13 protein-coding genes are annotated in these 16,241 nt (G+C 60.2%); 9 read left to right on the forward strand and 4 right to left on the reverse strand.

Annotated elements, in window-relative coordinates:
- Positions 1-75: 75 nt before the first annotated feature.
- On the forward strand, positions 76-399 hold the full coding sequence (locus P0D87_RS20585; protein WP_029970098.1) for a DUF4148 domain-containing protein: 324 nt from the start codon (positions 76-78) through the stop codon (positions 397-399).
- Positions 400-583: 184 nt separating this feature from the next.
- On the opposite strand, the gene P0D87_RS20590 is transcribed toward P0D87_RS20585, so the two are convergent.
- Genes P0D87_RS20590 through tssC form a run of 4 tightly spaced genes read right to left on the reverse strand, consistent with a single transcriptional unit; the run spans position 584 to position 3,418 of the window.
- Positions 584-862 (reverse strand): PAAR domain-containing protein, encoded by a 279-nt coding sequence (locus P0D87_RS20590; protein WP_053860060.1) that lies wholly within the window; start codon positions 860-862, stop codon positions 584-586.
- 37 nt (positions 863-899) lie between these two features.
- The gene (gene tssE / locus P0D87_RS20595) at positions 900-1,331 is read right to left on the reverse strand and encodes a type VI secretion system baseplate subunit TssE (RefSeq protein WP_053860061.1); all 432 of its coding nucleotides are present in this window, start codon (positions 1,329-1,331) and stop codon (positions 900-902) included.
- A 7-nt stretch (positions 1,332-1,338) separates the two neighbouring features.
- Positions 1,339-2,016 carry a DotU family type IV/VI secretion system protein gene (locus P0D87_RS20600; RefSeq protein WP_053860062.1) on the reverse strand — a complete coding sequence of 226 codons (678 nt, stop codon included), beginning with the start codon at positions 2,014-2,016 and terminating at the stop codon, positions 1,339-1,341.
- Between the two features lie 7 nt (positions 2,017-2,023).
- Entirely contained in the window at positions 2,024-3,418 is a 1,395-nt protein-coding gene (gene tssC / locus P0D87_RS20605) for a type VI secretion system contractile sheath large subunit (protein ID WP_053860063.1), read from the reverse strand.
- A 291-nt stretch (positions 3,419-3,709) separates the two neighbouring features.
- Between tssC and P0D87_RS20610 the strand changes: the two genes are divergently transcribed.
- The 8 genes from P0D87_RS20610 to tssJ all read left to right on the forward strand — a co-directional run bounded on the left by P0D87_RS20610 (position 3,710) and on the right by tssJ (position 15,882).
- Entirely contained in the window at positions 3,710-6,208 is a 2,499-nt protein-coding gene (locus P0D87_RS20610; protein WP_082367149.1) for a type VI secretion system Vgr family protein, read from the forward strand.
- Entirely contained in the window at positions 6,205-6,876 is a 672-nt protein-coding gene (locus P0D87_RS20615) for a hypothetical protein (RefSeq protein WP_053860064.1), read from the forward strand. The genes P0D87_RS20610 and P0D87_RS20615 overlap by 4 nt, the downstream gene beginning before the upstream one ends.
- Complete coding sequence (locus P0D87_RS20620; RefSeq protein WP_053860065.1) at positions 6,873-7,379, forward strand: hypothetical protein; 507 nt, start codon at positions 6,873-6,875, stop codon at positions 7,377-7,379. The genes P0D87_RS20615 and P0D87_RS20620 overlap by 4 nt, the downstream gene beginning before the upstream one ends.
- A gap of 123 nt (positions 7,380-7,502) precedes the next feature.
- Complete coding sequence (locus tag P0D87_RS20625) at positions 7,503-8,660, forward strand: KPHS_23130 family T6SS system protein (RefSeq protein WP_053860066.1); 1,158 nt, start codon at positions 7,503-7,505, stop codon at positions 8,658-8,660.
- On the forward strand, positions 8,657-12,250 hold the full coding sequence (locus tag P0D87_RS20630; protein ID WP_053860067.1) for an ImcF-related family protein: 3,594 nt from the start codon (positions 8,657-8,659) through the stop codon (positions 12,248-12,250). The genes P0D87_RS20625 and P0D87_RS20630 overlap by 4 nt, the downstream gene beginning before the upstream one ends.
- A 46-nt stretch (positions 12,251-12,296) precedes the next feature.
- A complete protein-coding gene (tssF, locus tag P0D87_RS20635; protein ID WP_053860068.1) occupies positions 12,297-14,096 on the forward strand; it encodes a type VI secretion system baseplate subunit TssF in 1,800 nt (599 codons plus the stop codon).
- A gap of 11 nt (positions 14,097-14,107) precedes the next feature.
- Complete coding sequence (gene tssG / locus P0D87_RS20640; RefSeq protein WP_053860069.1) at positions 14,108-15,214, forward strand: type VI secretion system baseplate subunit TssG; 1,107 nt, start codon at positions 14,108-14,110, stop codon at positions 15,212-15,214.
- A gap of 32 nt (positions 15,215-15,246) precedes the next feature.
- Positions 15,247-15,882: a type VI secretion system lipoprotein TssJ gene (gene tssJ / locus P0D87_RS20645; RefSeq protein WP_114158083.1), complete on the forward strand. Its 636-nt coding sequence runs from the start codon at positions 15,247-15,249 to the stop codon at positions 15,880-15,882.
- Positions 15,883-16,241: the final 359 nt, after the last annotated feature.

Here is a 16,241-nt window from a genome sequence, read left to right on the forward strand (position 1 = left end):
TCCTAGACTGTGTTCATCGGCTGAAGACACAACGCCTTCAGCGCCTGACAAAACAATCTCTGGAGGTAGGTCATCATGAAATCGCTGATCGAAGCTGCTGTTATCGCCGCTCTTATTTCCGCACCGCTTGCTGCTTTTGCCCAATCGAACCAGCCGGTCACGCGCGCTCAGGTTCGCGCCGAACTGGTTCAACTGGAGAAGGCCGGCTACAACCCGGCCACGTCGAACGACTACGATTACCCGGCGAACATCCAGGCCGCCGAAGCGCGCGTCGCCGCGCAGAACGGCACCGCTCACACGAGCGGCTATGGCCCGGCGACCAACGGATCGTCGCAAGCGGGCAGCCGGGCTGAGGTCACTTCGAGCTCGTATTCGGCGCCGGTTTATGTCGGCCACTGATTGACGGCGGCGCGGCGAGGTTCGTCGCGCGATAGGTAAAAAAACGGCACGCCTCGGCGTGCCGTTTTCGACTGCTGACAAGCCACTTCAAAGCTTGGCCATGTGCCAGGCTTTGTCGTTTACCAGATGGTCCAACACATCCGTGGTGAGGCGGTTTTGCCCAAATGACGTCGCCACGAATGGTCTATTCGTCGTAGTACTCGGACCGGGCGATCACGCGGTTTGTCCCGCGCGGGCACTGGCATGCGACGATATCGTTGTCTTTTACGGCGGCTGTTGCACCCGTCAACCCCCAGCCTTTCGCTGTGCCGAGCATGGGACCGTTGCGTCCGCAGCGTGCGCACGAGGCAAGTCCTCCGTCTTTCGCGAGCGCGCCATTTTCGTCGGAGAAGTCCTCGTCACCTTCGAGTACCACGCCGCCGGTCGTTGTCTTGTTGCCCTTAACTGCCAGCATCGTTGCCATGCCAATCTCCGTCTAAAGTTGAAGTCGGTCTACCGGATCAGTACCGCTCGCGCGCTGCCTGCAACATCTTCAGACGGGTCTTTCCGTCAGGCGTGAATACCGTGTCGAACCGTACGAGCCCTTCCTGATGCAGGCGACAAGCCATCGTGAAGCTGACCATTACGCCTGGTTCGGAAGCGTGCACTTCGATCTCGACTGCCTTCAGGCGTGGCTCGTACTTGAGCAACGTCGACTCGATGGCATTGCGGAGCCTGTGTGTCGACGAGGGCAGATGCCGGTAAATTTCCGACAGGTCATCGAGCCCGAAGTCCGGCAGGTGCGCGAGCGACCGACGCCGGCTGTTAAGGATGCGTTCGATGTTGTCCCGCACCGAAAAGAACGTCTGTTCCTCCGGTGAGAAATCGGTCACCGTCGAACCGTCGGCAAAATGCCCCGTGATCCGCTCGAAAAGTCCTGGTCCTGTACGCATGCGCGCCTCAATTCGCCATGCCGGCGATCGACGACATCAGCCACCGGTCGATGGCAAGCCAGACAAGTCCCGCAGCGATACAGGCGACGAAAACCCACGCCAGCGGTGACAGCGGGCGCCGGCGGGAGCGCGAGGGGTTCACCACCAGCGGGCCTGACCGATCGGGCGCATTTCTGTCTGCGCTGCCACTCGTGGCGCGCGCAAGACGTTCGTCGATTGAACCGATGAGCTTCATGCGCGCCTCGGCCTCGTTCAGCGCATAACGACCCTTGAACCCGAGTCCGAGCACGACGGCGAAGATCGCCAGAAGAGGCAGCACGGGCTTCGCCTCGCGCAGGCGCTGACCCATCCGCCGGAGTAGTTCTTCGCCCGCATCATTGCGGCCGAACGCCCGCAACTGCAGTGGTTCGCGCTCCCATGCATCGCGCGCGGTTCCGTGGAGCCCGTTCAGGGCCGCTTCATCGATCAGCGCGCAATGCGCATAGAGCGCGTCATCGATCACATCCTGCGGATGGCCACGCCTCTGCAGTTCCTCACGCAGGCTGGCAACCTGGGCGTCGGAATCTTCGCGCAGGACTTCCTGCGAGGGTGGATTTGCGCTGCGAAGTGCAACGACAGTGCGTGCCGCGTCGCGCAGGGCGACAGGCAGCAGATCATGGGTCGGTTGTGCTGTGGCGAATTTCATGAGTGGTTCAGCGCTTTGCCTTCGGCATTTGCGACGTGAGCGACAGACTCACGTCCATGCCCTCGATCTGGAAGTGCGGAACAATGAAGAGTGCAACGCGAAAAAAACCTGGATTGTCTTCAATGTCCTCGACCACGACGCGGGCTTCACGCAGCGGATGCGAGCTTTGCAGGTCGTCCCCCGGTGTTGTCATGACCGTGACGAGCGAGCGGATCCAGGTGTTCAGTTCAAGTTCCAGCAGACGGCGGTCCTTCGTGGTGCCAATATTCTCGCGCTGGATCAACTTGAGATGGTGCGCGATACGCGAGAGCAGGAAGACGTACGGCAGGCGCGCATTGATACGGCTGTTGGCCGCAGCGTCGCGCGTGTCGAAGACAGCAGGCTTCTGCGTCGAATGCGCGGAATAGAAGCACGCGTAGTCGTGATTGCTGGTGTACGAAAGCGCTATGAGACCCTGGTCGGCGAACTCGAATTCGCGGGTTTCGGGAATCAGCGCGTCAGAGGCGATCTTGCCCAGATGGCCCGTATCGAGATCGTAAAGATGGACCGGCAGATCAGGTATCAGGCCACCGGCCTGAGGACCTCGTATCTGGAGGCACCAGCCGTTGCGCACGAAACTTCTCACCAGATTCACTGCAAAAACGAACGCCGCGTTCGCCCATAGGAAGGCGCTACTCCCGCCACCGCGGACGTCTTCGGTGTAGTTAAAAGCGCGCACGGTATTGCGGTCGAATCCGTACGGCAAGCGCGCGAGAAAACGAGGCAGCGTGAGCCCGACATAGCGCGCATCCTCCGTTTCACGAAACGCCTTCCACTTGAGATAGACCGCGCGCTCGAAGTGACCGGACAGATCGCGTATGCCCGCGACTTCCTCCATCGACGTCCTGCCGAAGAATTCGGGCGAAACCGCGCCAATGAACGGCATGTGCGCCGCAGCCGCTACCTTCGACAGATTGCGCAGCAACGCAATGTCGGGCGCGCTTGCGTCGAATTCATAGTTGGCGATGATTGCGGCGAAGGGGTAAGCACCAGGCGTGTCGTATTCCTGGGTGTACGTTTGCAGGAACAGGCCGCTCTGGACCAGCTCGGGTGCATCCTCGAAGTCCTGACGCAATGTCTCTTTCGAGACGTCGAGCACCTCGATATGCACGTTGCGACGGAAATCCGTCCGGTCGACGAGGAATTGCAGGCCGCGCCATGCAGACTCGAGCATCTGGAAAACCGGATGGTGGAGGATGGCGTCGATCTGCTTGCCGAGTAACAGGTTGATGGCGGCGAGATGATGGTCGATGCGCAATGCGTTCACGCGCGCTCGCTCGTCGTTCGCCTGCTTCTGCTCGAACGTATCGTGTGCCGTGGTCTTCACGTGTTGCTGGATGTTGTTCTGGAAGCTTGCGCTCATCGTTCGGTGACTGACCTTTCCGCCTTCGCTTAACCCGTGATGTTTAGCATGCCGTACGTCTCAAAAACAGCTTTACACGCGGCAATTGTCACAGTCTGGTCAAAAGCAACAGACGTTGTCTGCGGCCGCGATCAATGCTTCACTGGCAGATAGAAGCCGCGTATCTTACTCACCCCAAATACCCATTGGTTACGCAGTCATTTTCTCGCGTAGCAGTGCTGATCAGGTGGCGCGGCGCGAAGCCGTGTTGGCTGTTGTTGTTTGTTTTTGTACCGGCGGGGGCGATAAAAGATGGCAAGCCTGTTTGACGAAGCGAGAAAGTCCGCATCCAGCTTGACGGCGATAGCCGGACGGCAAGCCTATTTTGTGGATGTGCCGGGAACCGACAGCGCGGCACAGCTCTCGGTCGTGAATTTCAGCGCGACTGAGAAGATGGGGGCGCCCGGCGAAGTGCGCATTATTGCGACGCATCCGCAGCAGCTTCCACGCGCCGATTATCTGAACCGTGACGCGGTTTTCAGTATCGTGCCCGACGATGGCGTCGCGAGAAAGTTTTCGGGATACATCGAACGCTTCTCGACGATTCAGACGACAAAGGACTTCACGAAAATAGAGATTATCGTGAAGTCCCATCTCGGACGTCTCGGCGCTGTCACCAATACACAGATCTACCAGCACCAGTCGACACCCGAGATCATTGCGACGGTGATGCGTCGCCACGGCATCCGGGACTATCAGATGTCGTTTCGTCTCAGGAAGCAGTACCTGAAGCATCTGTTCCACTTTCAGTACAAGGTCGACGATCTCGCCTACGTCCAGATGCTCATGCAGAAGTCGGGCATCTACTGCTATATCGTCGAGACTGAGCACGGTGATCAGGTGGTCTTTGGCGACGACATTGACCACTACCTGTACGATCCACAACTGATTGTGCCGTACCGTGAAGCTGCCGGGCTGGAAGCAGGTGGAGTCGAGGCAATCACGTCGCTCAAGACACACACGGTCACCGTGCCACAGTCATTCCTGGTCGCCGACTACAACCCCGAGTCCGCATGGGAGCGATTCAGGGACGAGGCGAACGTCGCCCCGCAAGACCCGACCACGTATGGCCAACCGTACATCTACGGTACGAACCATCTGGATCAGCAGGGCGCAAAATGGGAAGCGCAACTGCGGCATGAAGCGGCGATCGCCCGGCAGGTCATATACGAGGGCGAGAGCAATGTGCTCCAGCTTCAATGCGCACGCGTGCTCGAAACCGACGTCGTGCTGCCGGACGCCCCAAAGGGGCAGGTGATCATCGAGGTCACCCACAGCGGCGCACGCGACAAGGCGTACACCAACAGTTACAAGGCCATCCCTGCGGACCGGCGCTTCCGTCTGGAAATCAAGCCGGAGACGTGGCCCAGGATCGCAGGCACACTCAGCGCGCGAATTTGCAGCCCGGATAAATACACTTATGGCTACCTGAATTCGGTCGGCTATTACGTCGTTCGCTTTGACGTGGATTTTGCTGACTGGCCGAAGGGCGGTGAAAGTGTGCCGCTACGTCTGGCAAAGCCGTTCGCGGGGAAGTTGCAGACCGGCATGCATTTCGTCGCGCTGGATAACGACGAGGCAGTGATCTCCTTCCGCGATGGGGACCCGGACAAGCCAGAAATCACAGCTTTTCACCATCACAGCCAGGCGCGAGACCTCGTCACGAACGATCGTCGCTGGCTCTCCCGTAACGTGATCCGCACGCAGAAGAATAACAAGCTGCGTATGGAGGACTGGGCGGGCCAGGAAGGCATCAAGCTGAGTACGGAGCATTCGGGCAAGTCGCAGCTAAATCTTGGGTATCTGGTGAACCAGAAGCTTGAGTACCGAGGGGAGGGATATGAGCTTCGGACGTCGGGGTATGGGGTCAACCGCGCGGGTAAGGGTCTGTACCTGACGGCATACGATCGTCCGGCTGCGAGCGGCAAGCAGCTGGACATGCAGGAGACCATCGCGCAGCTCGAGAGCGCGCTGGCCACGGCGAAGGCGCTTGCAGCGTCTGCGAGTAGCGCGAAGGCCGAGCCCGCCGATACGGATGCGCAGCAGCAGGTCAAGGACGATCTCGACGGTCTGAAGAAGCCGGGCATGCTGATTAGCACACCGGCCTCCGCGGCGCTCGTCACGGGCCAGGGTCTGCAGCTCGCAGCAACGGACAATATTTCCGCCGTTGCCGGAAAGAACGCTGACTGGAGTGTGCTCAAGCAATTCACGGTCGCGGCGGGCGACAAGATCTCCCTGTTCGCCCAGAAGTTCGGCATCAAGATCTTTGCAGGGAAGGGCCGGATCGAGATTCAGGCCCAGAGCGATGCAATGTCGCTCGTCGCCAATAAGGATGTGTCGGTGTCGAGCGTTAATGGCGCAGTCTACATCCGCGCCCAAAAAGAGCTGACGCTTGAAAGCGGTGAAGCTTTCATTCAGCTCAAGAACGGCAGCATTACACTTGGTGGCCCGCTTGATCTCTTCATCAAAACAATCACGATCCAGAAGGCAGGCAAAGCGTCGATGTCTATTCCGATACCAGCTTTCCCTCTTTCTCTCGAGCCAGACGAAGAAGTCATCCGGCAAAGCTTCAGCCTGCTAAAGGACGGAACAACGCCGGTAGATGGATACCACTACGATCTCTACCGTGACGATGGTCTGCATACGCAAAGAGGTGAATATTCTGGTGGCGATACGACGACAATATCGGGGCAATCTCCTCTGAAGCTTGTTACATGGATGGCCCAAGACTCGGCACGGAAGGACGCATGAGCGATTTAAGTCCCTCTAACACAGATCAAGCCGCAAGCGGCATTGCTGCGGCACAGCCACTCGATGCCCAAACAAGGCTGCTTGCAGCAATGGCTTACGGTGAATCGTCGTTACAGGACAACCCTGATGAAATGATGGCGATTGCCAGCGTACTTGTGCGGCAACGCGATGCGCGCGGCTATTCCGACATGGCGACGTTCACGCGAAACGACAGTACATTCTCATTTGTAGTAAGTGATGGTAATGCTCGCTATAGCGCGCTAATGAAAGCCAAGGATGACAAAATTGCCAAAACACCGGGCATGCAGGCAGCTATCAGCGCTGCCCGCAACGCGCTTGCGGGTGGTCCGGACAAATCGAATGGCGCCTATTTTTGGGATGGAGCAGACATTAAAACGAACTATGCTCACCATTTCAAAGTAAAACAGGGTATCAAGATCACCGACCCCAGCCACAACATCTATAACATCCAGGATTCGACCCATCTTGTCATTCTTTACAAGACTACGAAAATAAAAAATAAGAAAACACACCAGGTGACAGTCAAAAAAGAAGAAGTTGGACGCTACGATCACATCTACGACTCAACATCAGCCTATGGCGGTACGATCTTCTGGAAATTCAGTCAGGACTATCTGGACGTCACCCACGCGAAGGAATATAAATGAAAAAATTCGTTGCTGCCGCCTTCTTAACGGCCATGTGGAGCTTGGGGTACGGCGCACCTCCGGACGAAAATCTGGTAAAGAGCTGCCTTTTGGCGCAAGCATTTGCGCCCGCTGTTGCGATTAGAAGCCTGAATCCGCATGAAGTAACTCAGGAAGGTGGATATGCTGCAGGCTTTAATGCGACATATATGTTCAGGTATCGTGGCGCCAACGTCGGGTACGCAGAAAGCAATACCGATCAGGCCTTGATTTTTTTAAATAGACTTCACAAGGTATCCGGGGCAATACCTTTAGGCGACAATCGTGGAATCAAACGCAGCGCGTTCGATCCGACGTTGGCGCAATGGAGCGTCGCAAAGGAGGGCAAGCAGGAATTCTTTTGCGTCAGCTTCAATTTTGATGGATTAGGGCGAAGCGGGAGTTTTCAAAATATTCACGGGGGATATTTGCTTAATACAAAAACAAAACAAATGTATTTTGTAGTGCGCGACGTCAAGCAATGATTGTCTATTCAGCTCCGACGCGACATCGCCACGGAAATCTCTGGATGATCTTCTGCTTGAAATAGTCGGCAAACAAATCAATCAGCTTCAGATGTAAGCACGCCTCATGTCCTTATTCTTCTAATGTCCTGGCCCATCCCCGTTTTTACAAAGATCGACTATCCCAAACCGATCTCCCTGCGCATATGGTTGCCGACGTTAGCCATCATTGGGGCGAGCGCGGCAGGCGCCGTACTGATGCTGTGGCCGCACGGCAAGCCAACAAATACGCTCGTGTTCTGGGCCACACTCGTTGGAGCGCCACTGGTCGCCTGTGCTTTGACGTTCGGTTTTAAGCTCGACCATTGGGAAGACGAACAGACCGACGCGGAGGAATTAGAACAGGAGCAACAACGTCTTCGAGGGATGTGGCGTGAATGGACCCGCCGCCATTTGTCTATCGTGGACGTGGCCGTATTTCCGGCAAGCACGAATGAAGTTGACAAATTCGTCAATGCTAAGGTCGACATCCCGACCAACAGCGGTCGAAGCGTTACATTCGACTGGGCGAAGGGGCGCGCCATAGCGTTCCGACGCACGCGACTGTTGCATCTCATCGCCGTGCGTTTTGCCAACGTACTTCAGATCCGAAAAGAGGTCATCGTCACGCTGATGCTGGCTGACACGTCAACGGCACATGCTGAAGCATGGAGCCAGCGGGTCACGCGCGTTTTCGCGTTTTTGGCCCCGCAAACGAGATTTCACGTTGAAGTGCAATCGGCAAAGGATGGTGTTCAGTGGATCACCCGCCAGGTTGACCTGGTCGATACGGTCACGCGGCTTGTGATTGCCGCACAACTCTGGACAGATGATGACGAAGAGCACGAGTTCAGTGAAGGCGTGGCGGCCTTTCTTATTGAACCAGGTGTCTCGCACTTGGGTTCGATATTCCGTCCCATGACAACGGCACGCGACACGCTGGAAACAGGCCTCGCCCAGATCAAGAACTACCAGGTACCCCCTGAACGTCTGGCACTTGCGTGGTTCACCCGCTGCGAAGAGGAAGAGTCGACTGCGATCCGCTCGGCGCTGACACAGGACCCGAAAGATTCCGCAGTCGAACGTCTGCTCGACAAATTCCTGGGATCGCCGGGGCCGGCCAGTGGCTGGATAGCACTCGCGATTGCGATGGAAGCAATGCGCGGTGCTGGGCCTCAACTGGTTGCCTGGCGCGAACCCGAGTCAGAAGCCCTTCATCTGTGCACGGTCTCGCCCCTGCCTCAAAAGGAAACAACGGTTTGAAGAGCGAAAAGAAACATATCGTGGGACGGCTTCTAGTTGGTGCCGCGGTCATCGCAATCGTGGCGTGGGTGATTTTCCTCACGGTCGACATAAACGATCTGATCGCCTGGTCGACCCGGTATCGGACCATTCTTGTCCCTGCTGCGCTGGCCGCGGCCATCGGAGTCGGCTTTCTTCTTCTGCGACGCAAGCAGAAGCGGGACACGATCCAGCAGGCATCGAAAGAGCAGGGTGCCGAACCGCCGCAAAAGACCGATCCCGCCGCTAACGCCGCAAAGAATCGGACCGAGCAGGTCGTAGCCTGGGCCAAAGACCTGAAGCAGAACCTGCAGCAGAAACGGTGGTTTCGCTGCGCCTACGTGCAGCCGTGGGTGCTGGTCGCGGGCGACGCCTCGACCGTGACCGCATGGATGCCGGAGCTTGCGACCCAAGGCTCGCTGGTGACAGCCGACGCTGTGCTGCTCTGGGGCGGCCTCGGAGCCGACGGTCGTCCGGATGAACTGTGGCTGCGGGAGATTCGCCGGCTGCGGCCCGGCCGTCCGCTCGATGCGATCGCACTCGTGCTCGATGGCGCGAGTGCTTTGCCTGACCGTCCGCAAGGGAAGACCGCCTGGGGTCTTCAGCTTGCTCGCATCACGGAGGTTCTGCGCTGGTCCGCTCCGGTCTATGTCGTTGACGTCGCCGGCATCGATTCCGTGCGTGGGACCGACACGCCCCTGACCGGCTGCGAATTCACCCGTCCGCTCAGCGTATCCGCCGTAGAAAAGTCACTGCTAGATCTGCGTGACCGGATGGCTGACCGCAGCGTGCATCAGCTTGCCGCCAACGGCAACGACGACTACGCATCGGAACTCTCCCGTCGGCTCGATACGCGCGCGACACCGCTGGCGAGCTGGATCACGCGGCTCTCCGACCGGCAGCGGCGGGCGTTACCCCTCGCGGGTGTCTTCTTCGCCCCGCTGGCCATCGCTGGTGCAACGACCTCTGGACTTCCCGACAGCGCAAATCTGCCGCTGTGGCGCCATTTCGCTGTAACCGCGAGCAATACGCCCGGCCGCCGTACTCTATTCAATCCGGTGACGATCATCTCGGCGATCGCGCTTGCCACCATCGGCCTCTGTAGCATCGGCATGCTCATCTCCGGCATGAACAACGCCCACGAGGTCATGCTCACGAAAGAGTCCCTGCAGACGCTCTACCGTGCGAGCAACACCCCGGCGCGCCTGCGCGCACTGCTTGGACTGCAGCAGCGCATCGGCCTGCATGAGGCACGTGTGCAGGAACACACCCCACTGCTCACCCGCTTCGGTCTCAACCACGACAGAGCCGTACTCAACGCATTGTGGGCGCCTTACGCGCGCGCCGCAAAGCCGCTCCTCGTCGCGCCCGTCCAACAGGACATCGAAGGCCAGCTCATCGACCTCGGACAGATGTCAACGGCCCAGCTCGACAACCGGAGCAGCCAGATGGCGCAGGATGGTCAGCAGGCACTCAAAACTTATCTCATGATGGCCGAGCCGCAACGCGCACAAGCTGCCTTCATGACGCCGCAACTTCAGCATCACTGGAACGTCGACACCGGCCTTCAATCCGGCGAAAAACTCGACCTGTCCGAGCGGCTGATGGGCTTCTGGGCGCAGCACTTTCCCGCCCACCCGGACTGGCGCATCCAGCCGCGCGAGGATCTGGTGGGTAACGCGCGCCAGACGCTGCTCGCGATCATCGGCGTAAAGAACTCCGAGGACACGATCTACCAGAGCGTGCTCGACTCGGTGGGCCACAAGTATCCCGATCAGACTCTCGCGTCCCTGACCGCTGGCACGGATACGCGCGGTCTCTTCTCGACGTCCGCGACGGTAGCCGGCGTCTTCACGCGCCAGGCATGGGAAGGGTCCATCGAGGCCGCGATCGACGAAGCGGCGAAGCATAACGGCGTCACGGCTGACTGGGTGCTCGCCAATACCCGTGGCGCACAGCCCGGCTCAGCGTCGGATGGACAAACTCCGGAGGCGTTGCGCGCGGCCCTGCGCGCCCATTACTTCTCCGACTACGTCGAGCACTGGCAGGATTTCATGAACAGCATCCGGTGCGCCGCGGCACCCACGCTGCCTGCCGCCGTTGGTCAACTTAAGCTCATCGCCGATGCTCGACAGTCGCCGCTCATTGCGCTGATGAAGTCGCTGGGATGGCAGGGTGGGGCAGGCGTGCAGCAGGCGTCGCTTTCCGATGCGCTCGTCACCAAGGCGCAAAACCTGTTCGGCAAAAAGGACGACGCTTCACAAGGCGCGCGGGTGAATCCGGCCGGGCCGCTAGACGCTTCCTTCGGCCCCGTACTCAAGCTCGTTGGCCAGACGGTTAGCGGCAACGCGGCGCCCGCGGCCGGCAGCGACCTGAGCATGGAGCGCTTCACCGAACGAGTGACCACACTGCGCCTGAAGCTGCAGCAGATCAGTGACGGTGCGGACCCCGATGACCAGGCGCGCCAGGTCGCCCAGTCGCTTTTCCAGGGCAAGGGTTCGGAACTCTCCGATACGCTTTCCTACGCACAGCTCGTCGCCGCCAGTCTCGGTGAGCAGTGGGCGGGCATGGGCGGAGCGCTCTTCATACAGCCTATCGAACAGGCCACGCAGACCGTGCTCAGACCTGCTGAAGCGAGCCTGAACGACGCATGGCGCCAGACGATCGTCGCTGCCTGGAACCGGTCATTTGCGGGGCGCTATCCGTTTGCCAGCACGGCCAACGATGCCTCGCTGCCCGAGCTTGCCCGCTTCGTGCGCCCGCAGGGTGGTCTCATCAACACGTTCCTCTCCACCCAGCTCGCCGGTGCCCTGCAGTTACAGGGTGACCAGTGGGTGGCGGCATCGGGCGGAACAGGCGCAGGCAGCACGGCGCGCTCATTCGATCCCGGCTTCCTCAAAGCCGTCAACACACTGCAGCAGATTGCCGGCCACCTGCTCGCACAGGGTGAACCGCAGTACACATTCGCGCTGCAGCCCATGCCCACGCCCGGCGTGACGGATACGTTGCTCACGCTCGACGCCCAGACGCTCCACTACTACAACCAGGTGCAGAACTGGCACACGATGACGTGGCCGTCGAACAATCCGCAGAGCGCCGGCACCCGGATCGAATGGCAGACCGATATGGCAGGGACGAACAAGAGCCTCGAGTTCACCGGTCGCTGGGCGCTCGTACGCATGCTCGAGCGGGCAAAAGTCGAACCGGTGGACAGCGCGACCTACCAGTTGACCTGGCAGGCGAAACCCGAAGGCGTCGATCCGAAGCCGGGCATGACAAAGGTCGACGCAACCGCCGACTCCGCGGCGCTCACGACACAGGAGCCGCTCGAAGGAGCGCCGCTGATCATGACGCATCCGTTGAGTTTTCTGATTCGCACGGATGTCGGCAAGGGTCCGCTCGAACTGCTCGCACTCAGGGGCTTCACGTTGCCCTCGCGTATTTTCATTGATCGCTCGGCGCCTGCCGCGAAGCAGCCCGTGAGCTCCGGTCCGCCGCCGCTGCCAAAGGCCGCGCTGGCGGCCGCGAAGCACGCTGCCGTGCCGATCCCGCAGGGGAGCGTACCGGAGTGAAAATCCACGCACGCCTGAATGCGGTTCCCGACTGCTTACCCCGACCATGACAGACCCTACCCGAGACAACGAGATCCTGCGCTATTACGAGGCAGAAATGCGCTACCTGCGCGAAGCCGGCAAGGAGTTCGCGCGGGCGTTTCCCGATCGCGCGCGCGAACTGGACCTCGACCGCGTAGGCGAGCGTGACCCGCATATCGAGCGGCTCTTCGAGGGCTTTGCCTTCCTGATGGGACGCCTGCGCCACAAGCTGGATGACGAACTGCCTGAACTGACCGAAGGGCTCGTCAGCATGCTCTGGCCGCACTACTTGCGCATGATTCCCTCGCTCGCCATCCTCGAGCTCATCCCCGAAAAGGGTGCGCTGCAGAAGCACGAGACGCTCGAGGCAGGTCTGGAGGCCACGTCCGATCCGGTGGGCGAGGGCAACGTCGCCACCGAGTGCGTGTACCGCACGACCCAGACGGTCGACATGTATCCGCTCGCGCTGAGCGAAGCCGGGGTCTACGCGCGCGAGGATGGGCGCTCCGTCATCCGTCTGCGTCTGGACATTCAGACGCAGACGGAACGCACACGGCTTCAGGTGCCACGTCTGCGCCTGTATCTCAATGCTGACCGGCCCGTCGCCCTCGCGCTTTATGCTGCTCTCACGGCAAAGCCGGTGGCCATGCATGTGCGTGTACCGGGCTGGCCCGAAGACAGACCAGGTGCACCGGTCCCAATGCCGGGCCTGCGCCTCGCACCCGCCGGTTTTGTGGCCGAAGAACGCCTGTGGCCCAAAGCCGATAACGCGTTCGGCGGCTATCAGCTGCTGCTCGAGTATTTCACGTTCCCCGAAAAGTTCATGTTCGTCGATCTGTTCGGACTCGATCTTCAGGCGATCCCGGCGTCGGCCACATCGGTCGATGTGGAAGTCGTGCTCGAGCGACCGTATCCGGACGACATGCGTTTGAGTGCGGACAATATCCGTCTCTATTGCACGCCGGTGATCAACCTCTTCACGGTAGGCGCGGAACCCGTGACGGTCACGCAGCACGAGACCGAATACCGCGTGCGCGCGCGAGCGGAGCACGGTTCGCTCATCGACGTCTATTCGGTCGACGGCGTGGAGTATTTCGAGCGAGGCCGGCGCTTCGAATACGTGCCTTTCGCCGCGTTCAAACACCGTGGCGGCATGCTGCGTCACGACATGCCGGAGCGCTACTACCACACCCGAACGCGGCGCGGTCCGTCCGGGCGGTTCGATACCTGGATCGTGCTCGGCGGCCATGCCTGGGACCAGGCGAATACGCTGCCCACCGAAACGCTGACGCTGTCGGTGACGGGTACCAACGGCATGCTGCCGCGCAAGGCTTTGCGTGAAGCAGGCATTACGCGCATGCGCGGCGGGTTCACCAACATTGGCGCGATCCGCAACCTCACGGCGCCGACGCTGCCGGTCTATCCGCCTACGGGCGACCGATACCACTGGCGCGTGCTCTCGCATCTTGCGCCGAACTATCTGTCGCTGCTCGACGCAGAGATTCTTCGCGGCTCGCTTGCGCTCTACGACTGGACGGACGGCGAACTCAACAGCCGGCGCATCAACGCCATCACCGACGTCCGGCACCGGCCGCTCAGCAAACTTGTGAAGGGCGGACTGATGCGCGGCGTGGAAATCACCGTCACTCTCGATGCAGGGCGCTTCGCCGGCGACGGAGACCTCGAACTTTTCGGCAGCATGCTCAACCGCTTCATCGGACTTTATGCGACGCTGAACCTCTACACGAGATTGGTGATCGTGGCGCAACCGACGGGACGCCGTATTGAATGGCCCGAAACGAAAGGCGAGGGGGCACCGTTTTGAACGCACGCCCGATGCCTTTGGCCGGACCAGCGAACACTGCGCCGCTTATGCCCGCGCTCCTCGATCAGGCGAAGCGGATGAACTTCATCCGTTTCTGCGAACTGCTCGAACTGGCCGCACCGGATATGCCGGCCCTGGGAACGACGGATTCGCCCGCTACGGACCCCATCCGGTTCCGCTCGCGTGCGCAACTCGGTTTTCCGGGCCGCGAGATCGACGCGGTCAGATATGACATCGACGATCCTGCAGCTCCGCCGTCGGTGGTGACGACATTCCTTGGGTTCTATGGCGTCGATGCGCGCATGCCCGCGTACTTTGTCGACGAAGTGGCGCAGCACCGCGACGGCGCGGAGCCTCTGTCGGCGTTTCTCGACATCTTCCACCATCGCATCATTACGCAGTTGTATCGTGTCGCGCGCAAATACCGATATCCGATCGGCTTCAGGCGGGACGGCACAGACCCGGTGTCGCGCTATCTGCTCAGCTTCGCCGGTTTCGGGTTTAGTGCACCGACGCGCGCAGCTAGTTCGATTCCCGGCCAGTCGGCGGCGGTGGGCAACGAAGTGCAGAAATCCAACGGCGCACGCCAGAGACTCGCAGAGGTGGCCGACAAGCGTCGGCTCCTCTCGATGCTCGGCCTCGCCATGCAGAAAACGCGTACCGCGGAAGGGCTGGCCGGCGTGCTGCAGCATGCGGTGCCGGACGCCGCGATCACGGTTGAGGAATTCCATCCGGTCTGGCGGCAAGTCACTGACTTTGAGCCCGCTGCGCTCGGTGAACAGTGCCTGCTCGGCCGCGGCTTTTACGACCGTGCGAACGTCGTGCGGGTCGTGATCACGCCGGCTTCGCGTGAGACGGTGCTATCGCTCGTGCCGGGGCAGTCCACCCATCGCGAGATCATGACGCTGCTGCGGTTCTACCTGGGCTACGAGAGCGAAGCGGATCTCGAAATGCATGTACGCGCGGACCTGATGCCCAGGCCCACGCTCGAGCCACGTCAGGCGAACCTGGGTTTTACGGCACAACTGGAAGCATCGCCCCAGTCTGCGCCTGACGCATCGGCGCGTATCACGCGCGTGCAGCTTGGTCGATGGAACGGAGCGCGGGACGCGGCATGAAGAGCAGCGAAACGAACGGGGGCGTCGTCGAAATGCACAAAAAGATCACACGCGCGGCACGCCGCGCCGGTCTCGCGATTGCAATCCTGTCGACTGTCGGGTTGAGCGGGTGCGGTGCTGCGCAGGCCGTCGGTGACGGAACCGTGGACGCCGCAAAGTGGGCGTTTACGACGCAGGTCAAAACGATGAATGTGGATCTCTCGAGCCGTGCGTTGCTTAATGCGGACGCCAAGGGGCAATCGCTCTCGACGGTAGTGCGTTTCTACCAGCTCAAGGATGCGAGGACATTTGAACAACTGAATTATTCGGAGCTGCAGTCTAACGATCTGAACTTACTGAAGGCAGACCTGCTGGCCACGAAGGACGTTGTGCTGCGGCCAGGCGCAAGCGCAAGCCTCGCCGAACCGATGAACCCGGATGCGCAGGTCGTCGGAGTGGTCGCATTCTTCCGGGAGCCGGCACAGGACAGATTGTGGAAGCTCGCTATCCAGAAGAAGCAGTGGAAGAAAACCGACCCTGTAAAAATCGAGGCCAGCGGCAACGAGCTGGTGCTGATGGGTGCGGATTCCCCGCCGATCAAACACGAAGCGCCTCAGCAGACGATACCGGCAAGCCCCACGTCGGCGGTGGGGCCGGCCGCGCAATCGGGCGCGCGCAAGCAGGGCTGACGGGACCGCGCTGCATCTTCTGCAAATGGTCTGAACTGCAACTCCTGCGCTGCAGCGTGTGTCCGTTTACCGATTGCCATCTTGATGCCCTTACCGCGCCTTAGAGATGCCTGCCGCGGACTTCTGTCAAGATTTGTTGCCGCTTGCCTATCCCGAATTAAGTTCGTTTACCTTAACGAATTTAGATGGTCAGTTAACAGCTTTGGCAGCTAACGCTGCGTCGCTGGTCTTCTCAGGGAGCAGGGAGTGGCAGAGTTTGATCCATTACGGCAGGGCGTCACGGGACGCCAGGCGTACTTTCTCGACGTGCCCGGCACGGGCAGCGCGGCGGCGCTGTCGGTCGTGTCGTTCACGGCAAC

This window comes from Paraburkholderia sp. RL17-368-BIF-A (genome assembly GCF_046054045.1).
Lineage (GTDB): Bacteria > Pseudomonadota > Gammaproteobacteria > Burkholderiales > Burkholderiaceae > Paraburkholderia > Paraburkholderia graminis.

Coding starts and splice junctions, on each gene's coding strand:
- tssE (WP_053860061.1), bottom strand. CDS start 1,331: ATGCGTACAGGACCAGGACTTTTCGAGCGGATCACGGGGCATTTTGCC.
- P0D87_RS20620 (WP_053860065.1), top strand. CDS start 6,873: ATGAAAAAATTCGTTGCTGCCGCCTTCTTAACGGCCATGTGGAGCTTG.
- tssG (WP_053860069.1), top strand. CDS start 14,108: ATGCCTTTGGCCGGACCAGCGAACACTGCGCCGCTTATGCCCGCGCTC.
- P0D87_RS20615 (WP_053860064.1), top strand. CDS start 6,205: ATGAGCGATTTAAGTCCCTCTAACACAGATCAAGCCGCAAGCGGCATT.
- tssJ (WP_114158083.1), top strand. CDS start 15,247: ATGCACAAAAAGATCACACGCGCGGCACGCCGCGCCGGTCTCGCGATT.
- P0D87_RS20585 (WP_029970098.1), top strand. CDS start 76: ATGAAATCGCTGATCGAAGCTGCTGTTATCGCCGCTCTTATTTCCGCA.
- P0D87_RS20610 (WP_082367149.1), top strand. CDS start 3,710: ATGGCAAGCCTGTTTGACGAAGCGAGAAAGTCCGCATCCAGCTTGACG.
- P0D87_RS20600 (WP_053860062.1), bottom strand. CDS start 2,016: ATGAAATTCGCCACAGCACAACCGACCCATGATCTGCTGCCTGTCGCC.
- P0D87_RS20625 (WP_053860066.1), top strand. CDS start 7,503: ATGTCCTGGCCCATCCCCGTTTTTACAAAGATCGACTATCCCAAACCG.
- tssF (WP_053860068.1), top strand. CDS start 12,297: ATGACAGACCCTACCCGAGACAACGAGATCCTGCGCTATTACGAGGCA.
- P0D87_RS20590 (WP_053860060.1), bottom strand. CDS start 862: ATGGCAACGATGCTGGCAGTTAAGGGCAACAAGACAACGACCGGCGGC.
- tssC (WP_053860063.1), bottom strand. CDS start 3,418: ATGAGCGCAAGCTTCCAGAACAACATCCAGCAACACGTGAAGACCACG.